Annotated in this window: 21 protein-coding genes; 9 read left to right on the top strand and 12 right to left on the bottom strand. The window is 55.1% G+C overall.

The window, feature by feature from the left end:
- Window positions 1-79 precede the first annotated feature (79 nt).
- Window positions 80-730, bottom strand: a complete 651-nt coding sequence (locus tag VGN12_15400) for a hypothetical protein (protein ID HEY4310835.1) — start codon at window positions 728-730, stop codon at window positions 80-82.
- A gap of 231 nt (window positions 731-961) precedes the next feature.
- Here VGN12_15400 and VGN12_15405 point away from each other — a divergent pair, with 231 nt between their 5' ends.
- Window positions 962-1270 carry a putative quinol monooxygenase gene (locus VGN12_15405; protein HEY4310836.1) on the top strand — a complete coding sequence of 103 codons (309 nt, stop codon included), beginning with the start codon at window positions 962-964 and terminating at the stop codon, window positions 1268-1270.
- 280 nt (window positions 1271-1550) lie between these two features.
- Here VGN12_15405 and VGN12_15410 read toward each other — a convergent pair whose 3' ends face one another.
- From VGN12_15410 to VGN12_15430, 5 genes are all read right to left on the bottom strand, one after another.
- Complete coding sequence (locus tag VGN12_15410; GenBank protein HEY4310837.1) at window positions 1551-2063, bottom strand: transposase; 513 nt, start codon at window positions 2061-2063, stop codon at window positions 1551-1553.
- 162 nt (window positions 2064-2225) lie between these two features.
- Window positions 2226-2903, bottom strand: coding sequence for an antibiotic biosynthesis monooxygenase (locus VGN12_15415; GenBank protein HEY4310838.1), 678 nt, complete (start codon window positions 2901-2903; stop codon window positions 2226-2228).
- A 50-nt stretch (window positions 2904-2953) separates the two neighbouring features.
- Window positions 2954-3352, bottom strand: coding sequence for a RidA family protein (locus VGN12_15420; GenBank protein ID HEY4310839.1), 399 nt, complete (start codon window positions 3350-3352; stop codon window positions 2954-2956).
- 332 nt (window positions 3353-3684) lie between these two features.
- Window positions 3685-4422, bottom strand: coding sequence for a Crp/Fnr family transcriptional regulator (locus tag VGN12_15425; protein HEY4310840.1), 738 nt, complete (start codon window positions 4420-4422; stop codon window positions 3685-3687).
- 1585 nt (window positions 4423-6007) lie between these two features.
- Window positions 6008-6670: a hypothetical protein gene (locus VGN12_15430; GenBank protein HEY4310841.1), complete on the bottom strand. Its 663-nt coding sequence runs from the start codon at window positions 6668-6670 to the stop codon at window positions 6008-6010.
- A gap of 1557 nt (window positions 6671-8227) precedes the next feature.
- On the opposite strand from VGN12_15430, the gene VGN12_15435 reads away from it, so the two are divergent.
- The gene (locus tag VGN12_15435) at window positions 8228-8590 is read left to right on the top strand and encodes a hypothetical protein (protein HEY4310842.1); all 363 of its coding nucleotides are present in this window, start codon (window positions 8228-8230) and stop codon (window positions 8588-8590) included.
- Between the two features lie 71 nt (window positions 8591-8661).
- On the opposite strand, the gene VGN12_15440 is transcribed toward VGN12_15435, so the two are convergent.
- Window positions 8662-9006, bottom strand: a complete 345-nt coding sequence (locus tag VGN12_15440; protein HEY4310843.1) for a hypothetical protein — start codon at window positions 9004-9006, stop codon at window positions 8662-8664.
- A 347-nt stretch (window positions 9007-9353) separates the two neighbouring features.
- Here VGN12_15440 and VGN12_15445 point away from each other — a divergent pair, with 347 nt between their 5' ends.
- Complete coding sequence (locus VGN12_15445) at window positions 9354-11021, top strand: hypothetical protein (GenBank protein ID HEY4310844.1); 1668 nt, start codon at window positions 9354-9356, stop codon at window positions 11019-11021.
- Between the two features lie 362 nt (window positions 11022-11383).
- Here VGN12_15445 and VGN12_15450 read toward each other — a convergent pair whose 3' ends face one another.
- Window positions 11384-12793: a replication initiator protein A gene (locus VGN12_15450; protein ID HEY4310845.1), complete on the bottom strand. Its 1410-nt coding sequence runs from the start codon at window positions 12791-12793 to the stop codon at window positions 11384-11386.
- 793 nt (window positions 12794-13586) lie between these two features.
- On the opposite strand from VGN12_15450, the gene VGN12_15455 reads away from it, so the two are divergent.
- The 6 genes from VGN12_15455 (at window position 13587) to VGN12_15480 (ending at window position 17828) form a co-directional block, all read left to right on the top strand.
- Entirely contained in the window at window positions 13587-14294 is a 708-nt protein-coding gene (locus VGN12_15455; protein HEY4310846.1) for a division plane positioning ATPase MipZ, read from the top strand.
- The gene (locus VGN12_15460; GenBank protein ID HEY4310847.1) at window positions 14269-14691 is read left to right on the top strand and encodes a hypothetical protein; all 423 of its coding nucleotides are present in this window, start codon (window positions 14269-14271) and stop codon (window positions 14689-14691) included. The genes VGN12_15455 and VGN12_15460 overlap by 26 nt, the downstream gene beginning before the upstream one ends.
- Window positions 14692-14916: 225 nt before the next feature.
- A complete protein-coding gene (locus VGN12_15465) occupies window positions 14917-15264 on the top strand; it encodes a hypothetical protein (GenBank protein ID HEY4310848.1) in 348 nt (115 codons plus the stop codon).
- A gap of 354 nt (window positions 15265-15618) precedes the next feature.
- Window positions 15619-16653 (top strand): DUF932 domain-containing protein, encoded by a 1035-nt coding sequence (locus tag VGN12_15470; protein HEY4310849.1) that lies wholly within the window; start codon window positions 15619-15621, stop codon window positions 16651-16653.
- A gap of 60 nt (window positions 16654-16713) precedes the next feature.
- Window positions 16714-16980 (top strand): hypothetical protein, encoded by a 267-nt coding sequence (locus VGN12_15475; protein HEY4310850.1) that lies wholly within the window; start codon window positions 16714-16716, stop codon window positions 16978-16980.
- Window positions 16981-17231: 251 nt separating this feature from the next.
- Window positions 17232-17828 (top strand): DUF2726 domain-containing protein, encoded by a 597-nt coding sequence (locus VGN12_15480; protein ID HEY4310851.1) that lies wholly within the window; start codon window positions 17232-17234, stop codon window positions 17826-17828.
- Between the two features lie 54 nt (window positions 17829-17882).
- Here VGN12_15480 and VGN12_15485 read toward each other — a convergent pair whose 3' ends face one another.
- The 4 genes from VGN12_15485 to VGN12_15500 form a co-directional block, all read right to left on the bottom strand.
- Window positions 17883-18758 carry a nucleotidyl transferase AbiEii/AbiGii toxin family protein gene (locus VGN12_15485; protein HEY4310852.1) on the bottom strand — a complete coding sequence of 292 codons (876 nt, stop codon included), beginning with the start codon at window positions 18756-18758 and terminating at the stop codon, window positions 17883-17885.
- A 47-nt stretch (window positions 18759-18805) separates the two neighbouring features.
- The gene (locus tag VGN12_15490) at window positions 18806-19432 is read right to left on the bottom strand and encodes a type IV toxin-antitoxin system AbiEi family antitoxin domain-containing protein (protein HEY4310853.1); all 627 of its coding nucleotides are present in this window, start codon (window positions 19430-19432) and stop codon (window positions 18806-18808) included.
- A gap of 86 nt (window positions 19433-19518) precedes the next feature.
- The gene (locus VGN12_15495) at window positions 19519-19767 is read right to left on the bottom strand and encodes a hypothetical protein (GenBank protein ID HEY4310854.1); all 249 of its coding nucleotides are present in this window, start codon (window positions 19765-19767) and stop codon (window positions 19519-19521) included.
- A gap of 705 nt (window positions 19768-20472) precedes the next feature.
- The coding region (locus VGN12_15500; protein HEY4310855.1) for a hypothetical protein at window positions 20473-20775 on the bottom strand (303 nt) is incomplete at its 5' end.

Consider the following 20775-nt stretch of genomic DNA (forward strand, 5'->3'; position numbering starts at 1 on the left):
CCCTCCACATCCTTACGTCAGTGGGCGGTTGAGAATCGTGAAGTATTGCTGCGACTCGTAGCGGCAGCGTGATCCACGATTATCGCAGATCACGAGCCGTGATACCGAGTTTTACGGCCGTCCATAAATACATCGAGGCAATGCTTCGATACGGACGCCATTGTTCTGCCCTTTCAGCCACCTGAGCAGGCGACGCGATGCCTTTAAGGCCGGCTGCCAACTGTAAGCCTCGTCTGATGCCATTATCATCCGCGGGCAGTACATCCAGCCTTTGCAACTGAAAAATGAGAAATACGTTGACTGTCCAGCGGCCCACGCCTGGAATCTGGGTTAAATGGGCAGCGATCTCATCGTCGGACCTTTTCGGCAGCGATTTGGCTAGTCGTGGATTGTTCGCAAACCATTTCGAGATATTTCGGATGTAAGTTCCCTTAGTACTAGAGACACCAGCAGATCGAAAACTGGAAACCGGCAATGCCAGCACCCGCGCCGGAGTGAGTCGGTTTCTCGCCTGCTTCGTCAATGCTTCGAAAATCGTGCGGGCCCCCTTCGACGATACGCGTTGCAAGAGAATAGCGCGTACGAGCGACTGAAAGTCCGAATCGGAGGTGGGCGGTATTCGGCGGACACCAACTTGCGCAATAACCACTTGAATGACCTTGCCGAGTTGCGGATCTGAATCAGAAAGAACCTGCTCGATTGATGGTCGCTTGGTTGTCTTCGTATTCATCGTTTTCCAGACCTGCACCTAACTTCATTCCAAATACCGCGTACGGGAACATAGTGCGCCCCAACGCTTGCTCGAAGACATCATGGCTGTCAAAGGAGTGAAAGTCAGCAGAATATTTTGGCCAGCATGTCATGCAGATGACAGCGCATCAGACATGAGATCGATAAGATGACGTCGAAGTGCCATATGCAATCGGTTATTAAGCAATAAGACGAAGTCAGCGAGGTATTTATGTTCAACGATAATGAACGGGTCATCATTGCGGAAGTTGTCACTCTGCCCGGGAAACGGGATGAGTTTCGAAAAGCACTTGACGAGCTCATCTTGCATTCTCTCGCCGAAGAGGGAGTATCGACATTTCGACTCCATGAGAGCCAAGATCAGGCGGGACATTTTTTGCTGTATGAGCGCTTTCGCGACGATCAATCGCTGAAAAGTCATAATGCAACGGACCATGTCGCGAAGATTCTTCAGATCGCGTCCGGGATCGCTCAAGACGGAAAGCCAAAGATTGCGGTCTATCGCATCCTGACTGATTAGAGCCGGTTTCAAAACCTGCGTAGACAGATCAGTATGCAGGCCAAGTGGATGAAGCCTTGGTAAATGAAGCTGTAGTATTCGTGTCGGATCATCAGTCGGCGGAAGCTGCCGATCCAGGAGATGGTGCGTTCGATCTTCCAGCGCCGGCGATAACGACGCAGCTTGCGACCATCTTGCGTGTTTGGTCGAACTCGGCCTCGGCGGTGTGGGCAGACCAGGTCCCAGCCTTTGGCCAGCAGGTTGGTTCGCAGTTTATCGCTGTCATAGGCTCAGTCGGCGATCAGCGGAGTCGGTGTTTCGGCGATAGGGACTTCATCGATGACGGCTTCGACCAGCGTGACCTCAGCAGGCGAAGCACTTTTGGTCCGGCATGCGAGTGGAACTCCCTGACCATCTGCCACCACCATCCACTTTGTACCTTTTCCCCGCTTCGTTTTGCCGACTCGGTCGCCCCTTTTTTAGCCGGCGAGAAGCTTGCATCGACGAACACTTCGTCCCAGTCGAGCAAGCCTTGCTCGTCGAGCGTGTCGAGGAAGGCGTGCCAGATTCGCACCAGCACGTCTTCGCCTTCCCACTCGACCAATCGCCGCCAGCATGTGCTCGGCGATGGATACCGTTCCGGCAGGTCACGCCAACGAGCCCCGCTCCTCAACACCCACAGGATGCCTTCCAAACACGCTCGATCATCAGCCGGCGGGCGACCACCTTTGGCAGACCGCTTCCGCTTCGGAAGGAACCCTTTGATCTTCTCCCACTGTTCGTCCGTGACAAAGACTTCGTGTCGTCGGGCCATGGAAAGGTCTCCTTTCAACGGCCTTCATAACCCAACCCTCGACAGGGCGCAAGTTTAAATCAAACAGGTTTTGAAACCAGCTCTAGTCGACTGCGGATGACTGCCCTATGTTGGCATAACAGGCAATGCGCGGGACTTTTCCGAGCCAGATGTCGAATACTTCTACTTGCCTACTTTTCTAACATCTGGGTAATACTGCGGGGCCTCGCCTCGATCGAACATTCCGTAGTCGCGTATGACACGCACGCGACGTTCACGCGCGCCTTTCAGCGGTTTTACGTTTGTCTCGAAAGCCTCAGCATCTTCCTTGGTCCTCCACGCCATGAGAAGAATCAAATCGCCGGGCGAGAGAACTGCGTCAAAGACATCCCAAGACACCAACCCCTTTGAGTCCGGCGCCAGGCCTAGCGAACGGGCAACGTCCTCGTGGCAATTAGACTTGATCCACTGCGGCGACTGTTTGGCATCGATCAGCGTAATGGTAGTGGCATCCCCCGTTTCCGTTTCATCGAGTCGCTGCTCCAGAAGCTTCATCCCAGTTGGCAATCGCGTATCCTGAGTGAGTTGCCCGACACGCAAGTGGTAATCAAGTAACACAGAATTGCGGCCCTTTTCCTGGATCTCGTGGTGCTTCTGGGCCGTCCTCCACCGAACCACGGCTTTCTCATCCCTCCAATTCGACAGGGATAGGATCCATCCTTCTCGCGAAAGACTTTTGTAACGAATATTATCGACAAAACCCGCGATCTGTTCCAATTCCGGACGGAGCACCTTGGCATAGCCCAGATAGGCATCCCACTGCTCTGGTCTTGGGTGAACTTCGAAGATTACTGCAAACATGATATGCCTCGTCGTTTGTCGGTATTCATCCGACGATTGTTCAAAAGGGACTATCCCGTGCGGACCGCGATGCAGTCGATCTCAATTTCGAAAGGCCCTGGCCACGCTGGGACGTTGATAAAAATGCGCGCTGGAGGGTCTTTGGGGAAATATCGCGCATAGATTGCATTGACGGACGCAAACTTATCGACCGACGTACAGTACACGTTGCATTTGAGGACGTGATCCATCGATGATCCGGCAGTTTCAAGACACAACTTCATCTGCTCTAGCACCACCTCCGTTTGCCGCTCAATCGGCATGGCGATCACTGTGCCTGTTTGCGGATCGAATGGGGGAAATCCCGATACGTAGATGGTATCGCCGAAGCGCGTCACCGCTGACGTGGGAGCTTTCCAGTTCTCCAAGTAGGTCGACAAAGGCTCGACTCTGATAATTTCCCGCTTCATTCGTTCCCTCTACATGGCTGCATCGTCGGCCTCTGTATTTACTCTGCCAGTATTTCGGCAACGGCACTGGTCGCCGCATCACTTCTTCAGCGGCACATTCATTCTTCGCAAGATGCTACCCGTCGTTTGGAATCTACAGCGAAAGTTCCTGCTGAGGCAATCGAAAATGCCTTTGGGACGGTAGCGCGAATCGACGTCATCCCGGTGGTTCCGTAGGATATCCTAGTTCCTTTCGCCATTTCGATTGTCATTTAGATGACAATTCTGATCGCTTGTCTACGCTAGTCTTGAAGCAGACAAGAAGGGGGTGGGCTGGTAAGTGCGTGGCCAACCTAACTGCTTGCGATTCGCTGGAGTCCCTGCAAATTGTCAACGCAGAAATAGCTTTGCGCATATGAGATTAAGCCCTCATCCCGCAAGCGAACCAGTTCGGCGCTGATCACGGGTCGCGCGGCGCCAACTAGCTCTGACAGATCCTGGTGCGTCAAGCGAATTGTAATTGTATGGCCGTTTTTGCAACGCGTGCCTTCGTAGCAAATTAAGTCTCGAAGTGTCGCTGCTAGTCGCGCTCGGACGGGCGTCGTCAGTAGCCATTGCAGTCGGCGTTCGAGAAACTGAACCCTAGCACTCATCGATTCCAGCAACATTCGGCAAAGAACAGGATCGGCGTCGGCAGCCATCTCCAGTTCGTTTCGACCTACTTCGATGACCTCTGCCGCACTATGCGCAATTGCCATTTCGTCCTCAGGAGGTGCGAATCCACGAAAGGCACGGTTTGCAAAGGGCCGATGGCCGAACAGACCTCCGCGGCCAAGGATTAGTCGAATGATTCGTTCGTCGCCGCTTTTCGAATCAAGCAGTTTCAGGTACCCGGTCGCAACCACCATGCATTTGTCCGCGGGGATCGTCAGATATTCCGCTTCGCCTTCTCTTAAGGAACGGCGCAGAGCGGATGGCATGACAGAAAACAAATGGATCAGCCGTTCCGCCCATTCATGCTTTAAGAGCATCGTGTTCACCACCGTCTTGAGATCATCTATACGGAAGCCGTTACGATCCCAGAATAACATCTTGAGGAGCCTAGGCGAGGTTCGGAGCGTTGAAAACCTAGATGGATCTCACAATGAGGTCCGGACCGTGGTCTGTTCTACGCACACCTTTGTGGCGAGGCCAGACTAGCGTCGATTCGATGTCTCGGGCGGACCTACTCATGACGTAGCTCTCGGCGATAAATATTTCCAATCGGTGATCTCGTTGGCTGGCAAGTTATGCCATGTGAAAGTAGCAGCGAAGTGTGTTTGCATGGCTATCGATCTTCAATCGGGCTAAGCCTCTATCTCAGGCGACAGTGGAGCGGAAAGATCGCTTAGAATGTTCGGCATTCGTCGATCACGACGTTTTTGATCGAAGAGGCTGTCGAGACTATGGGAGTATCACGAGCCACTGCGTTCCGAGAATGACGTACGCGCGGTCGTGGCTAGTCACTGCGTCTTCTTTGAGATACGGGCGAACCATTTTCCAACCAATATGGTTCGGAACGGACAAGGGAAATATATGAACTATGGGGCTGCGGCTTTGCCATAGCAAAACTCAAATGATTCCGTTGGTCCGATGGGGCCGATACTACTGGTTGATGCCGCGCGGGCCAACCGTCTTCTGCGCGATGCCCAATTCTATCGACGACCCGTCCAGCTGTCGCTCAAACTGACTCACGGCATCATTGCTACGTCGTTGGTACTCTTCAAGCCTCCGGACTGCCTTGCGATACGCGCGAGCCCAGAGCTGCACGATCGGCGGACGAGCCCCGTCCGAATCAGACCAACAAAGGCAAGTCCTGATAGCGCGGATGATTATTGGCGCGTGCGGGGGAGGCCGGGACCGCGCCTTCGCCGTCCCATTCTCACCGAGGCCAAGGGCCTTCGGCCTCCGCCGGGTAAGCCCCGACGATGACAGGCAAGCGAAGGTGTCGCCAAAATCCACCCACGAACGGACGCAGCGCGGTGCGGCCCCGCCACCGAAAAGGGGTAAGAGTCACCCGCGCGCGCCCGCTGTAGCCTTAGGCAGGATCGATCGCCGGCCAGCAACGGAGCACGTAACGGTGCGTTCCGCCATTTCCACTGGGGTGGTCAATTGCGCCAATATCGCGCAGGCACTGGAGCAAATTCGACAGCTCCAGTTTTTCGTTCCGCTGCATGAGCACTCTTGGGGAATGAGATCCCTGTTTCGCGGCGACCATTGCACTGACCAGGCGCGTCCTCTCAGCGGTCTTTTCCGCCAATAGTATGACTCCAGCGATTCCTTTCAGTGAGGTGCACGATGTCACACAAACAGCGAGATCATCAGACCGAAAGCCAGAACGGCCTTACCGATCGCGAGGGCAGGGATGCCTTGGTACAAAATGAAAAAAGCGACATAGAACAAGTTGCGTACCGAAGAGATTACCTTGAACAGCTGAAGAGACTTGCTTGTCCAGGATGCAGTGAGGACGAGCCCGTCTTCTAGAGAACGCCGGACTGCCAAAGTCCGGAGCCTGAACGTCGCAGGAACATAACACGTTTTGAGCACCTGGATTCATTTTCCTCTAGCCGGAGCCGTGGTGGAGATGCCAGCTGATGTTTGATGATCCATTGATGAGCATTCAACCAACAATAGCTCTCAGATCACGAAATCGGAAATTGCCACCATGTCAAATGGCCGAACAATCGACCGTTTGTATCGGAGCACCGAGTAAACAACCTTCTCATGTCCCGCTGCATGACGCGCCGTGTTAATCAGCCTCAGAAGGTTCAACAGTTGCTGTCGCACAGGGGCGTATGGCTCAAAGGGAAGGTTGAATAACTCTCGGCCCAAGGTCTCAGCAGACCGCTTCGCGGCAATCTCCAGAAAGTACCCCTTCAGTTCTGCGTACTTTTCTCGATCGATTTGGACTCGGGAGTGCCAGCCGTGATCGAGCCTTTTAGGTGCTCCCTCGACTGTCCGCAAAAAACCACCTTGCTTATAGCTAAGGGAGTGTCCTGCGAACTTGATCGGCACTTTGCGAACATCTCGGATGTTTGCCGCTTCTTCGGCAAAGAAGCGGTGCTTCCCGTGCGTCGCCAAGAGGACAAAGAAGCGGTCGTACCTTAAGTAGTGAAGATTCGCTGAGCCCGCGGCTTTCCTCCGAGCGCGGGCTTGGCGAGAAATGCAGATGCCGTATTTCTCGGTCAACTTTTGGTCCACCGTCCTTGGATCCTTGCCTTCAGGCAACCACCCAGAGACGTAGAACCAATATCCGTGCGGCAAATAGTTTGATGCCAACTGCTGAATGAATCCCTCCACTGAGGTTGCTTCGTACCGATACTGCATACGCTTTAACGGACATCACTGCCCGCCCGTCCATCCAAGTAAAAAATGAGGGCTAGTTTCTGGCCAGCCCTCAATGCCAAAATCCATCGGAACGCGAATCCAAGAGCGGAGTGTTTTTCAAATCCCCCTTTACGAGCACCGCACTCGCTTCGATTCACATCGCAAAACGCCAGCAAAAGCCCGCAGAGGATTTCTCTGCGAGAACCTCCTTTCCGGCATCGCCCGAGGGCGGCCGAACTGTATTCCAAGTTCGACCGCCCCAATTTATGGGCGTACCGCATAAAGAAACCTGTGGTGGCAGTCGTCGTGCTGAAAGCACACCTCGACTGTCCACCGCCAATTGCTGCCACAGGCCGCACCGTCGCCAGACGGAGCCGCGTGTGACCGCTGAGCTTTCAACCACGAAAAATTGCAGCCGGAGGCTGACCGCTTTGGCCAGTCCCCGACTGCTCGACCTTCTGTTGGCAAATGCCAGTCAGCCCTTTCGTCGTCGCATCATGCCGGGTACCACCCACGGCACGCGAACGGACTCCCACTGCCTTGCAGGAGACACCGCCTGAAAAATAGCCAAGGCTCCCGCCTTGGCCGCTTTCAGCTTTCTACTTAGGCCCCACTCCCTCACTACGGCTTTTGAATCACCTGGCTGATCATATCCAGGCACCGAGAACCACCCCGGCTGCCGCAGCGATTCCTGCGTTAGTCATGCACTTCAAATCTCAAGTCACGCGGCTATCGGGCGTTACCCCGAAGACTTTCCTCGCTCTATGGCCGGGCTTCCGCCACGGCATAGTTTCCGTGAGGCCAAGGGCCTCACGATTTCAGGGGGCAGAACACAGAAGCTCCTCCCTTACCCATGAGCGAGAGTCGTTCGCCGTCCGAGAATTCCTATTGGAATCCCTCGGACCTTTTCGGCTACGTCTCTTGAGATCCTGACCGGTAAGCCCTTTTGGGGCCTTTCATCGTTGAGCTATTCACCGTGGGTTTTTTCGACCCATCGCCGGACGCGATCAAACGTCCGATTCTGTCTGTCGCCAGACAAAAGCTCCCGACACCGGCGCACGTTGGACGAACCTTTGAAAGAAGGTCACGAACCCCGTGGGCGGATTTGCGGCTTAAGTCAGCCGCTCACCAGCTTTGAAACATGACGGCTTTGGCGAGAACACACGCCAAAGTATTTCCGCATCGCCCTCATTCCGAGAACAAGTCATTGGATAGAACGCTGAGGCTACTCCACTGCGATACAAAGGCAGTGGGATTAATTCAGCGAGCCTCCATCGAGCGCGGACAAGCGACTCTCATCGCATCCGGCTCTACCGGCGGAAACGTGCGACAGGCGGTTAGCCCTGTCCCCTTAGCGAGTTGGTAGCTCGTTTACCGGGTACGTTCCCCAAACAGAAGATCGCAAGTCAAAGCGTTTGCATCATTGACGATCACGGGGTCTATCCAGTCCCCATGCGCCGGAGCATATCGCAACCGCATCCGGTAATCACCTACTAGATGGTGGTTTTCAATGATTTCTCAGATCGTACAATGGCAGATGCCGTGGCCGGCGCCATGTTCGTGCAGAGATTGAAAAATCCGCGGCGAAGAAGCTCGTGGTCCGGCCACGGCGTTTATATCGGTAAGCTGATGCTCTCGCTCGCGCCCGTCCGTTTATCGCCGATCACGCGTTACTCTGGCATGGCGGACGAGGCCCATTCGGAATCTGCCAACAAAGGCAGCGCGGAGGCGAGCGAAGAGTTGCAATCGGGCGCTGCTCTCTCCGCCTTCTCTGGCCGTTCCTCATCGGGGCCAAGGGCCTGCGGCCTCACGGGGCGAGCCCCGACGATGAAGGCCGACGAAGGCAGGAAGAACACTCTCCTAACAGATTTCATCCCTGCCATTGCATGGTAGACAGGCCCATCGGTACCGGCCTGCCGATCGCGCCAACGATCGCGTGACTACCTGCGATGCAAGACACTCCGTTAAACGTCAATAAATCGACCGTGCTTCTCACCGGGAAACATCACCGCGAGCCGCAATTCAGAGTCGTCGGCGGGTAAGCGGACAACATTCACGAAGATAGGGGTACCGACGCATGCAACGCGGAACAAGTAAGGGAAGCTATAGTCTGGGATTCGCATAATGAAGCTGAGAGAAAGCAGGATGCCGCCCTCTCGGGTCCAACCGCGAAACCTCGGCCCGCGCGGCCCGTGTTGGCAACACCAGGTCCAAAGACCAAGACTGAACCAGACTTCGAAATTGCACCCTTCATCGCGGGCAAGCTCAGTCACGTCGACAAAACCAAATCGCCACAGGAAGCTTTCCATGGCAGCCTTCTTCCACAGCCCGCACGACAATCACATCCATTGCTCCGGTTGTGGAATCCAGAAACCATAACCGTGGGTGGACAATTGCAGACAACTGGAGACAAATCACTGTGCGCTAGACGCGGGGCATGTGTGCGTGCTTATAATCCCGGATATGGTCCGACTGGATTTCTTCCAGGCTCGTTTCAAATGGGAAATGTCGACTAATTGATTCTAGCAAACAATGGGCTCGGGACGTCCGGCGGTCGCCCCTTATCAACTTTGGACTCAATTGTTGAAATACATTATCCGCCAACCGCTGCCGGTATAAGGACCATGATCGGAGTCCGGGAAAGGCAGGCAAACCTGTGAGCTGGCAACAGAGTCTGGAACGCTTGCAGGAACTCGTTCCCGGACATAGCTTCCAACACCAAAAGACGGAGAGAAACGCCGTCACTACGGCGTGGGGCGTGGATTGGGATGAGGTGTTGATTGCTCGCGACCTAATCCAAAACTTTTTCGACGCCAATCGTCACGACGTCGCGAGGATTCGCATTGAGTCCTCGGGCAGGACTGCGACAGTCGCAGCGCCGACACCGTTCAATCTCGAACGTCTCTTCTTCCTTGGCAGTGAAAAAACCGAATCCGATGTGGGACAGTATGGCGAGGGATTCAAGGTCGCAATCACTTGCCTGCTCCGTGACCACGAAGTCACTCCCTTGTCACTTTCGGGAGATCTGGCGCTCGTCGTCCGTATATCTGAGGAGCCGGTGAGGGACACGCAGTTGTATCCCCTCGTCTATGACTTCTTTACCGTGTCGCCTCCCATCGCAGGCACGACTCTGCTCCTTTCTGGTTGCACGCGGAAATTGCTTGCCGCGCTGAAGGAAGGCCTGCACCACTTCTTCTACCCCAGCAATCCACTCATCGGGAGCGGTCTCTGGTCGTCGCGGGACGGTCGCTACGCGATTTACGAGTCGACAACCAATAATGGGTACGCGTTCTACCGCAATTTGCGCAGGGGTGAAGTGGCTGGCATCCCCCTTGTGTTGTGCATTCGGGACGAAGTCAAGAAGGTCGAGAAGCGAATCGGTCACGACCGGGACAGAAACGCCTTCGGCGAAGAGCTTCTAGGTGTCTACTACGCTGCATTCGCCCAACAAGGACTGCGGCACAGCTCCGATGGCCAAGCGATTGTTGTTCGCGCAGCCAAGCCTAGTTGGCCTCACGGACACTCACTTTTGAGCACGATTGCGGACACCGCTGGGTACCGAAGCATGCTCTTTGACGAAAAGACTACGCGATCGCTTTTTGGCGATGGATACTTTGCGCACTCAGCCACGCATGAGTCGGCGGAGCAGCTGCGATATAGCTTGATAGAGAGCGAGTGGGAGAAAGCGGGCAGGATACGCCTGCCAGGTTACTTTGCGAAATTCGGCGTGGTGTCGGCCGAGCAGTACCTAAGGTCGCTAGATGAAAAGGCTCGACAGGAATCTCGCAAAAGTGGTAGCCGTTCTCCCAGCCCTGCGGAGCGAGAAGGCATCTTGCTTTTACAACGGGTTCTCAAGTTCCTCGCGCCGACGCTGTCGTCCATGCTCGAAAATCGAAGCTCTTCGTACACTGTTGGCTTGACAGACGTAGTTCTCGGTGAGCTTCGGAGCAGCCGCCATTATCAGTCGGTGGATGTATATTTGGCTGCGGTTCTATTCACGTCTGAATTCTCCCATGCAATGGCGGTGTTTCTACATGAACACAGCCACATTTTCGGATATGACGGAAGTCGCGGGTTCACGGATGCTCTCACCGAGTTGCTTGAAACCGTCGTTCAATATCGCAATGAATTGACGCCATTTGAAGAAGAATGGGGGCAAGTGCGCACTCGCGTGCAGGCAGAAAGGCGCAAAAAAAAGCCCAGGCAATCTGAACTCCCGGATTCGCGCCTGCAAACGCTATCAGAAGAACAGCTCCGCGATTTGCTCGCGCGCGTCCCACCTGTCGTCCTAAAAACCCTACTCACGAAGTACGATCATTCGTGAAGACCGGGACATCGCGAACAGCAATTGACAGTCCAGTGACTGCCGCTGGTCACTAGCCGCCACTTGGATGCCGCCCCTTCAGCATTCGTCCCCAGCAGGATTGGCAAGTTCATGGGGACTTCCTTTACACGCACTCGGCATCAGCGACGCAGCACACGAAGCCAACAGAAACATACAAAAGGTGAAACGGGACGGGGGCATCGGGGAAAGGGAGCTTTGGGCCTGATGGTCCGTTGCCCGGTTCAAGGCTGATAAGACGTCACCTTCACAGAATCGTCATCGCCGCCGCGGGGGCCGGCGAGGCTCTCTTGCCGATCACCGCCCTCGCGAGTTTAGTACGGTTGTTAAAACGCTTACCGGTTTCACGACGCTTTCTGCAACTCTGCCCGTCCGGCAAGTATCCGCTCCAGATGACGATGAAGTATTGCCTGGCGATAGCCTTCCGCAGCAATCGGCATTCCAGCATCCGTTGAACGCCGCCATCCCTCGATCGCCATTGGCTCCGCGTGCTGAAACGCCTCTTTCTCAAGCGTCGATTGCTCATCCTCTGAAAGCGTTGCCCAATACCTTTTCTGGACATCGTGCTCGGGATCGAAATGCGCTGGCTCTTCGACCGGCGGCGCTGTTCTTAACGGCGGACGCGATGGTGCTTTTCGTGCGCTCGGTTGCGAGAACCCCTCGCGAATCGCCTTCACGAGATATCCCGCAGGATTCGACATCTTTCCGCCCGCGCGCATTTTCCGCTCGTCAAACGCCAATATCTGTCGCTCAATCTCTGCTGAGGGGAATTGTTGGCTGAGACCATTCGCCACGGCAGGACTTACACCGCGTTCGATCAATTGCTTGGCGGGTTCTGATCGTGCTTCTACCTTTTTCTTCTCCGGTGCGACTGATCCAGCCCTCTCGATTACGACACGCCAATCACTTGGACCATTCTTTCGAAACCGCAGCGCCCTTGCCATCGGCTTGAGAAAGCCGATGGCTACTAGCTCCGCAAATGTTCTCTCAAGTTTTCGCTTCAGCTCTCCCGTGTCGTAGGCCCGGCTCATGCCCAAGTGCTCGCAGCCAAACGTCCGCAGATCGAATTCGAGTCTCCGCTTGTGATAAAAACGCTTGTCGAGAAAGCGATACGCTTGCCTGGCCGCAGCGCCTTGCAGGTGAAAGTAGACTTCGAGATTCAGTTTCTTAATGTAGTTCGAAGCAAAGCTTGAAAAGACAATTCCATTCCAGATGAACGACGAGAGCGGTTGCTCCCTCGCTCCGACTGCTTCTCGGCCTCGCAGATCCACTGACTCCAAAATGTGGAAGGTGCGATTTCGCCAATTCTTGTTCGCGCGATCCCACCATGCTCGGTTGTAAAAAAGCGTCACACTCGCCAAGACATTCAGCGACTGCTCAAGCCTCCGATAAGATTTTCCGCCGCCATCCCATTGCAGAAACTTGACGAGCTCGTATCGCGTGAAAAACACCGTCGGAGACTGAAAGGCATTGCGGCACCTCGTCAGATGGATGAGCGCCAAGAGCACATCGTTGTCCCGAGCAGTCGGCAACCCATATTGGTCCGAACCCGAGATCGTCAGCTTTCGAGAAACTCGCTGCTTTGCGCCATCGTCCCAAATCTCGTCTTCAAACGTCAGCGTCTTTTGTCCATCGGCCACGCGGTTTGCAATCGCTGCGAGAGGAAACTCTGCGAGATTCAATTCGTCTCGTCCATCGGTCAGATCGAAATTCCAAAGCGGTTTTAGCGTTGTCGATGTTCCCTGCTCTTCCATGTCTCTGTCCCTAAATCAAAAGATCATCAACCGCTCGTGCTGTTATTGATTCTTTTTCTTGTAAGTTAAATACAAGAGTTACCCTGGTCTAAGTGCCTGAAGTCGAATCGCATTTCGACTCGAAATCTGTCTCGTTTCCCAGTAGTCGAGAAACTTTCCTGCCCCAGCCCCCGGTAACTTCCTGCTTCAGATCCCGGCACATTCCTGTCCAGAATCCCGGTGCTTTCTGCCTCAAATCCCGGTGACGTAAGGCAACTGCTGCTGACACTGCGCTTTTAGCTAGGATATTCTGTTTCCGATCCCGCTAGACTTCGATGCGGGATTCACGGAGTCGGGGTGCAAAAAAGATTGTTGACAGGAACAAAGAGGCGGGAATAGAGTCGCAGTGTCACCAGCTACCCGTTCCTGCCCGCTCCTACCAAGCGTGCAGCTCACAGAAGAACCGACTTACCAGGTCGGCTTTTTTGTGTCTGAAATCTGTCTTCGCCTGGCGGAAACCTCCAAGGCGCCCGCATGAGCCGGGTAAATTCAATCAACTTAAAGCTACCTCTCGATCCGCAACTCTGGCAATCAGGTTTTTGCGCACCGACTCAGTTGGTCGACGCTGTTTACTTGCAAGTATGTTTGCCAGTCTGCAAGCGTCGGGGCATGGCAGCCAGAACGTCCGCAAGCTGGTCAGACTGTCTGCACGTACGCGCGCTTGAACGCTTGCGGGATTGTCTGCCAGCCAGATTGCAGGCAAGCATAAATACCATCTTGTCAGCCAGCTTTCTGCCGCGCTACTCTGAGCGCCATGAAAACATTGCTCTTCGCAAACACTAAGGGCGGCGTAGGAAAATCAACGCTCGCCGTGCACCTCGCCGTTTGGCTCTTTGACCGGGGGGCAAAGGTCGCTCTCCTGGACGTCGACCGGCAGAGTTCGGCATCCCAGTGGATCGCCGAAGCCGAGCCCAAAATCACGGTGAAGAACGCTGGTACCCCCGAGGATGTAGTTGCAGACGTCCAAAGTCTCGCTCAGAGCCACGATTTCGTGGTAGCCGACGGTCCAGGGGGATTAAACGACTCCAGCCGCACCCTGCTGATTCTTGCCGACCTGGCGATCTTCCCAACCACTCCCTCAGTTCTCGACCTGAGGAGCGTTGCCGAGGCGACGGAATTACTGAAGTACGCCCAGGCTCTCAACGGCGGAAAGGTCCAAGGGCGCTTGGTCCTAAACCGCATGAAGACTCGGTGTCGCATTTCCCGAGAACTCGCCGACGCTGCTCCAAGCCTTGGGCTCTCGGTAGCCAAGTCCAACATCCGGGACCTGCAACCATACTGCGATGCCGCTCAGCAAGGGACAGTTGTGACCCGTATGGGCTACAAGGCGAAGGATGCTGCAACCGAACTGACGCAACTCTTCGTCGAACTCATGACCGACAAACTGGCCTTCTTGGAGGACCCATCACCCGAAACATCAGAGGAGAACACTCGCCATGAACATAAGACGCTCGCTAAATAGTGCCCTGACCAGCACACCAGATCTGAATTCCCCAGCAATTCAGGCATTCATTTCCGGTGGGGCTCCCGTCAAGGCCGCGCCTAAATCGCCGGTTAACGAGGTTTTGGCGAAACCGGGTGAGAAACCAGTGGAGCACGTCACTCTTGCCGACGAGGTGTCCGCCACCAAGCAAACTGAGTCAAAGCCCAAACGCTCTGCAAAGCAGCGCATTGCACCGCAACCAGTTCACTCAAAACTCATGATTTCAATCACGACCCGCCTTGAGCAATCAACGGCTGACGCTCTGAGACGTGCCCACCTAGAGCAGAAACTCAAAAACGTTCAGCCGGGAACTCAGCAAGAGATCATCGAGATCGCGGTCCAGGCCTGGCTCCTAGACCACGACTACCTGCCCTAGGCGGCAGTTCAGCCGAGGTATGTCGGGCCAGGAACCAGTCCGAACAATTTTCCATTTTTGTTCCCAAACTGCTCCGCGCGACTGTGTATTAGATGCTGAGAGGGCAAGTTTGCTCGTGTCCTCGCTACGTTGCCCGAAGCCGAGCCTCCTCGCCAGATATTTTTGCGTAGCAACCCGCTCGGTGGCATCATCTTCCTCGAATCTTTTGTTGTAGGAGAGGTATCCATGACCGAATCCAAGATTGAATCCAAGAAAAAGCCGACCGCCGCTGTGCTCGATGGTGAAACAGCTGAGCCGGTTCACACCATTCGGGAAGGGGCTGTCGCGGCCTCGATCTGGAAACGTCAGTCGACTTCCGGCTACGCCTATTTTGATTTCTCGCTGTCCCGCTCGTGGAAAAGCATGAGCACGAATAAGACGGGTTACTCGAAATCGTTCTTCACGCGCAATGAACCGGAGCTGCACCTCGTGATCGAGAAAGCCTCGGTCTGGATTAAGGAGCATGAGCAGGCGGCACAGGCAACTCTTGCTAACGGCTCGGAAGCGGGAGTGGCCCATGACGCCCAAGCCTGAGTCGGAAAAAGGGCCAAACGATTGTCCACCCGACACGCAGCTGGACAACACATCTCTACCACCAGCTGACCCAATGACCGAAGAGCAACGGAATCTCTGGGAAGCGTACCGCGAGCAGCAACGACTCCGCTCGTGTCCGGGCTGTGGCGACGATGGAGGACTTCTCTAGGTTCCGTGCATCCGGACTTCGATCTTTGATATGAAGCAAAACGTAGAAGCGACCGCACTGTGTCCTCGCGGAGGAGAGATTGTCTCTTCCGCGAGAGACCGGCGGTGCAACCAAGGTTTTTCTCAATCGAGATTGGTTTTTTCTTGTTTACGATCCCCGTACGCAGAAACCCAAGGAGTTCTCCGATGGAGAAACAGAATCTGAAACGAGCTTCGAAAGAACTCTTTCGACGCTCCCCCGACGAGTGTTTTGATTCGTTGTCGTCCTTGTCGACTCATTGCAGGATGATGCGAGAGGAAGCCAAAGACTTTTGGTGTCCTCCAGCTCAACTGTCCCCGCATGAGTCAGAAAACGGTCAACTTGGAATTCAGCTCGGAAACGACGGCGCGTTCTTGATGAACGACTGGTCTTTTTCGCAGCTGTGCAAGTTCTCCGGCGTAGGAAAGGAGACGGTCAACCGACTCTCCGCCAACACGGCCGCAGAGGTCTTTCGAGAGACGCTGCCGCGCGGCAATAAGCCGATGCAGCTCTATCTCCAAGGACAGACGGTTCGCTCGCTCCACGGCACGAGCTACACGCGGCTCCACGACTCAGAACTCGTGGCGATGCTGCAAGAGTTCGCAGTCGATTTCCAGCCCCCTCAAAAAGGGATGAATGGTGCGACTGGGCTCTACTGTGGAGAGCAGGATCTCTTCTGCTTTCTAGTCGACCCTAACGGCTGGACCGAGATCGAAGGGGAAGCCTTCTGTCCCGGGATCTTCATCTGGAATTCCGAAGTTGGCAGGCGTTCGATCGGCATCGAGACTTTTTGGTTTCAGGCAATCTGCCAGAACCACATTGTCTGGGATGCGACCGAAGTCGTCGAGTTCACCCGTAAGCACACCTCTAGCGTCCATTCAGCTTTGTCTGACATGCGACGGATCATCGAGGGGCTCGTCGCTAAACGGGACGAGCGTCGAGCCGGGTTTGCGGACGTGATCGCCAAGGCGATGCGTACCAAGCTCGGAGACGATGCGGAGGAGACGCTCAAGGTCCTGACCAAGCAAGGTATCGGACGAGGAGTCGCAAAGCGTGCTTTGAACATCGCCCAGGAGCAAGGTCGATTTACGATCTTCTCCCTGGTCGATGCTCTAACCCGAATTGCGGGCGAGATCGCCAACGCGGGCGATCGCACGGAAGCTGATGAAAAGGCGGGAGCGCTTCTGGCTCTCGCTCTGTGATTGTCTTGAGTTCGTGCGTTGTGTTGTTTCTCGATCTTCTTTTTGAAAGGAGCCATCCTCATGGCTACAGCGACATCGAAACGCGGTTCCGAGAAAACGCGGCCTGTCCACGAGATCCGACTCGGGAGGATTAAGGCCGCAATCTGGGTCAACGACACCCAGACGGGCATTCGTCATAACGTGACGATTTCCCGCATCTACAAAGACGGCGATGAATGGAAGACATCCGACAGCTTCGGTCGAGATGACCTACCGCTTGTCGCCAAGGTCTCCGACATGGCTCACTCGTGGATTTTCGAGCAGAGTCAAAGCGGTGAAGGCGACTGATGGCTAGAATGCCATCAAGCAAGTAGTCGCCACTGAGAGGTTCCCGCCGTTGCACCGCCGGACCTCTCTTTTTTTATTGCGTTATTTTGGCTCATCTGCGGCTTAGGCTGCGAGGAGGTGGCCTCTGTTTTTCGTTCACTGCCCAGAATGTGGGTCCGTTGTGGAAGTTCCCGACAATGCTATCGGCTCCGACCGCACAGACCCTTGGAATGTGATTGGCTGTGACGAGTGCGGCGCGAGCTTCGATTTCGATGATGACGAAGTTCAATCCGCGCCCGATCCGCCAAGTTCCAGTGACGAGTAAGGTTCTAAACCAAAACCTGCGGCCCGCAGGAAAGGAGCGGGCTTATTCGAAAATGATAAGGCACTTTATGGTGGACCGTCCGAGATCTCAAAAGTATCGGCGAAAGACAAGAGTCCGAACACCCCTTCCATACGTCAGTCGTGGCCAGCTCCTGAGCCGTGGAGAAATGGCCTTCTATCGAGCGCTCCGTTCAGCGATTGGACGAGACTATCTCATCACGTTCAAAGTCAGGGCTGCTGATCTGCTCTCGTGCAGCGAAGAGTCGTGGAATGCCGGTTTCGGCTACATGGTGGCGCGACACCATCTCGATTTCGTGCTCTGCGACTATGGCACTACGCACATCCTTGCAGCAATTGAACTTGACGATAAATCGCACGAGCGCGAACAACGGCAACATCGAGATGCCTTTCTCAACGAGGCCTTTGCCGCAGCGGATATACCTCTGATCCGATTCAGGGCGGCAGCGAGATACTGCGCCCGAGACATTACTGATGAGATCGACCGCTGGTTGCTTTCCAGTCGTCGCACCAAACAAGCAATTTAAACACATTCAGTGCTGACGCTGGCTGTATCTGTCCGTGTTGTAATTCGCGGCGAGCTACGGACCGATCTGCCACGGGCCGGATGACTTCCACGTTCCGGTAAACGCCTGGCCGGCGGGAAGCGTTTCGATCACGGGTCCGAGAAACGTTCGCAGAAACTGCACCACAGCGCTTAAGTCCGCGCCGTTTGCGTCCAGTGTCCCTTTTCGCAAGAAGGCTTTCCACTGCGTGTTCTTGGTAGCATCCGTGGCGAATTCATCGCTCAACGCCAGCGGAAGTCCCGCAGGCATCGCAGTGTTTCGCCGCTTGAACGTCGCAGCGATCGCTTGCGACAACAGCGCTCCATCAAACTCGAAATCGCGGGCCAGCGACCAGACATCAAAGAAATCCTTCATGCGGCTATTGGTCATGCCCAAATACACCATCGCCTGAAACTTTTCAGCAACCACCGTTTCGCGGTTATAGGCCAAGAGTTTGGGTGCCGGAAAATCGAGTAGCGTCGGATATTGAATTTCCGAAGGGCCTGGCGTGATGGCATCGCCGAAGCCGACGTCGACTTGCAGAGGAATTCGCACATTGCCGAGCTTAGCTTGGCCCCGAATCCGAATTCCCTGGTACTCGTCTTCCTCCTTGATTTGCTCGCCTTTGATGCTTCGCACCAAAAGCTCCAGCCCGTCGTCTTCGACGGCCTCCCGGCAGACGTCCTTAAAGACCTCTTCAAAGTGAGCGACCGACGGTTGTCCCAGTGCCAGCAAGTCCAGGTCGCGCGTCGCGCGGTGCGGTGTGCGAGTCCAAAACTGAAACAGCAGCGCTCCCTTGAGCACAAAATGGCTGGCGTGCTCGGACTTGGAGAGCCGATACAGTAATCGCTCCAGGGCGTAGCGGGTCAGAACGTACTGAAAATCCTCGCCGCCAGTGCGAGCGATGTTCATCAGTCGCTCGCGGACTGAGGCAGGTAGATTCTTAGGCTTCTTGCCTGTCACACGAGAGACTCCATGTAGGGGCGCATGACATTTGCCATGCGGCACACCCTGGCTGCTTTCCACAGCTCGTCACTTGTGGCCTTCTTCAGTCGCCAGCAGTCCCGCAGGGCCGCGAGCGCCACATCCAGGCCGATCTGATTGCGGAACTTAAAGCAGTCCGCGACTGTCTTCGCGGGCGAATAGACCTTCACCTCGACACCGTCGATCAGATGCACCTCGGCGCCAAAGCGATGAGCAGCCTCACTGTACTGCACGATCCTAAGCGGTGGATACTCGATTCGTGGCGGTCGCGACTTCTTGGGAATCGCAAACCACAGCTCGTGCGGGATTTCTGTCGTGAGACCATGAAAATCGAGCGCGGAAATCAGGCAGACAACCGCGTGAGGAGCACGCTTTGAGACCTCGGCCAGTTGTGTGAAACGGCCCGGTTTTGCATTTGCCAGGCGATAGAGTCCACGCCCGGGGCGTTCCAGAATCCCCTCGGCGTGCAGTTTGTTCAGGTACTCTCTGGCAATTCCGACCGCTTCCAGGTCACGGGGGCGCAGCAGCCCCTTCTTACGGGCAAGTTTTAGGATCTGCTCCCGTTTAGGGCCGTCGCCAGTGGTCAGATTATGTCGTACCATATAAATATCGACCTACATAATCTTACCACGATTTTTGAGGCCGGGAAAGGAATTCTTGGCGTGGATTGGAGGCGGACAGCCCGCATTCAGGAAGCGGCATCGAGCTGCGCTTGCAGATTCTTGATTCGCTTGTCGATGTCGCGAATCTGGCCTTTGCCGTGCAGGATGTCACCGGACACGCGTTGCTGTTCTTCGCTGCTGGTGAATTGTCCTCCCATGACCCGCTCCCATTCCTCCTGGGCGGCTACGAAAGACTGGATCTTCTTTTTCCGTGCCAGCTCAAACTCGATTTCAGCTTTCGCTTCCTCGACGGTTAGTTTGGGACTGCGGGACATGAGGACGGCTCCTTTAGAGTGCCATCGTCTATTGTAGGCGATCTTCGGGCTAAGGCGGACGAGACCCCCTCCGAATCGGACCAACAAAGGCAGGGGCGGCGAGGGGAGGGAGGTGCGGCGGCTCGGCAACTTCGCCTCCATCGGCCCATCATCATTGGGGCCAAGGGCCTATCGGCCTCAGCGGGGCGAGCCCCAACGATGACAGGCCGACGAAGGCAGGAATGACGTCGAGAGTGTGGCTATTGGCGGCGGAACACCTAGCCATCACCTGGCGATGGCGGCAGTTTTTCAAACCAGTTGTCTCGGTGCGCTCGTACGTTTTTTATGCGCGACGTCTCTCCTGTCGGCAAATGATGGATCTCGTCACCTGTACGCAGGTCGACAATTTTTCCCTTTGGTGTGCATGCTCTGCAGGCCGGTGATCGGCCGTCGCGGTCGAGTGGGACGACGAGCGTGGCACGCCCGGTTAAAGCTCTTCAAGGTTTACCGGCCAATTGGTTCCGTCCTTGCAAACACTAGCCAGGCATCCCGATTCCCGACTCCTGAAAGAGTCCCTTTCTGGTTTGCCTGTTTGCCTCTAAGTTTACCTGCACCAAAAATGCTTCTCAGGTGTGTTTGCAGACAATTTGCAAACAGCATTGAGGCTCGGTGTTTACTGCGGCAATTCGCGTTTTCCGTGGGCTGGCTGTCGACACTTTGAGTGATTCAGGTGTGTTTCGTTTGCAAGCTTTTTCTTTTGGCCTCGCCGTCCATATTGTCCCCGTTAGTTCCAATACCATCCTTCGATGCTCCAGACACGGAAACGCGAGCGGCCAATATTAACCCGAGCGCGATTTGGTCCCATGCGACACGTCGCCACGCAGCGATTAGAAAATGGTTGCACAAGACCCAGTCAGTCCTTGGGATGAGCCTCTCGTAATGGATGCGAATCTCATCCCCAAGTATTCCCATTGCATCGGCCTGGATGTCGACGCTCTCTCCGGGGTAGGCCCTCGCATAGAAGAGAAG

It is taken from the genome of Pirellulales bacterium (assembly GCA_036499395.1).
GTDB lineage: Bacteria > Planctomycetota > Planctomycetia > Pirellulales > JACPPG01 > JACPPG01.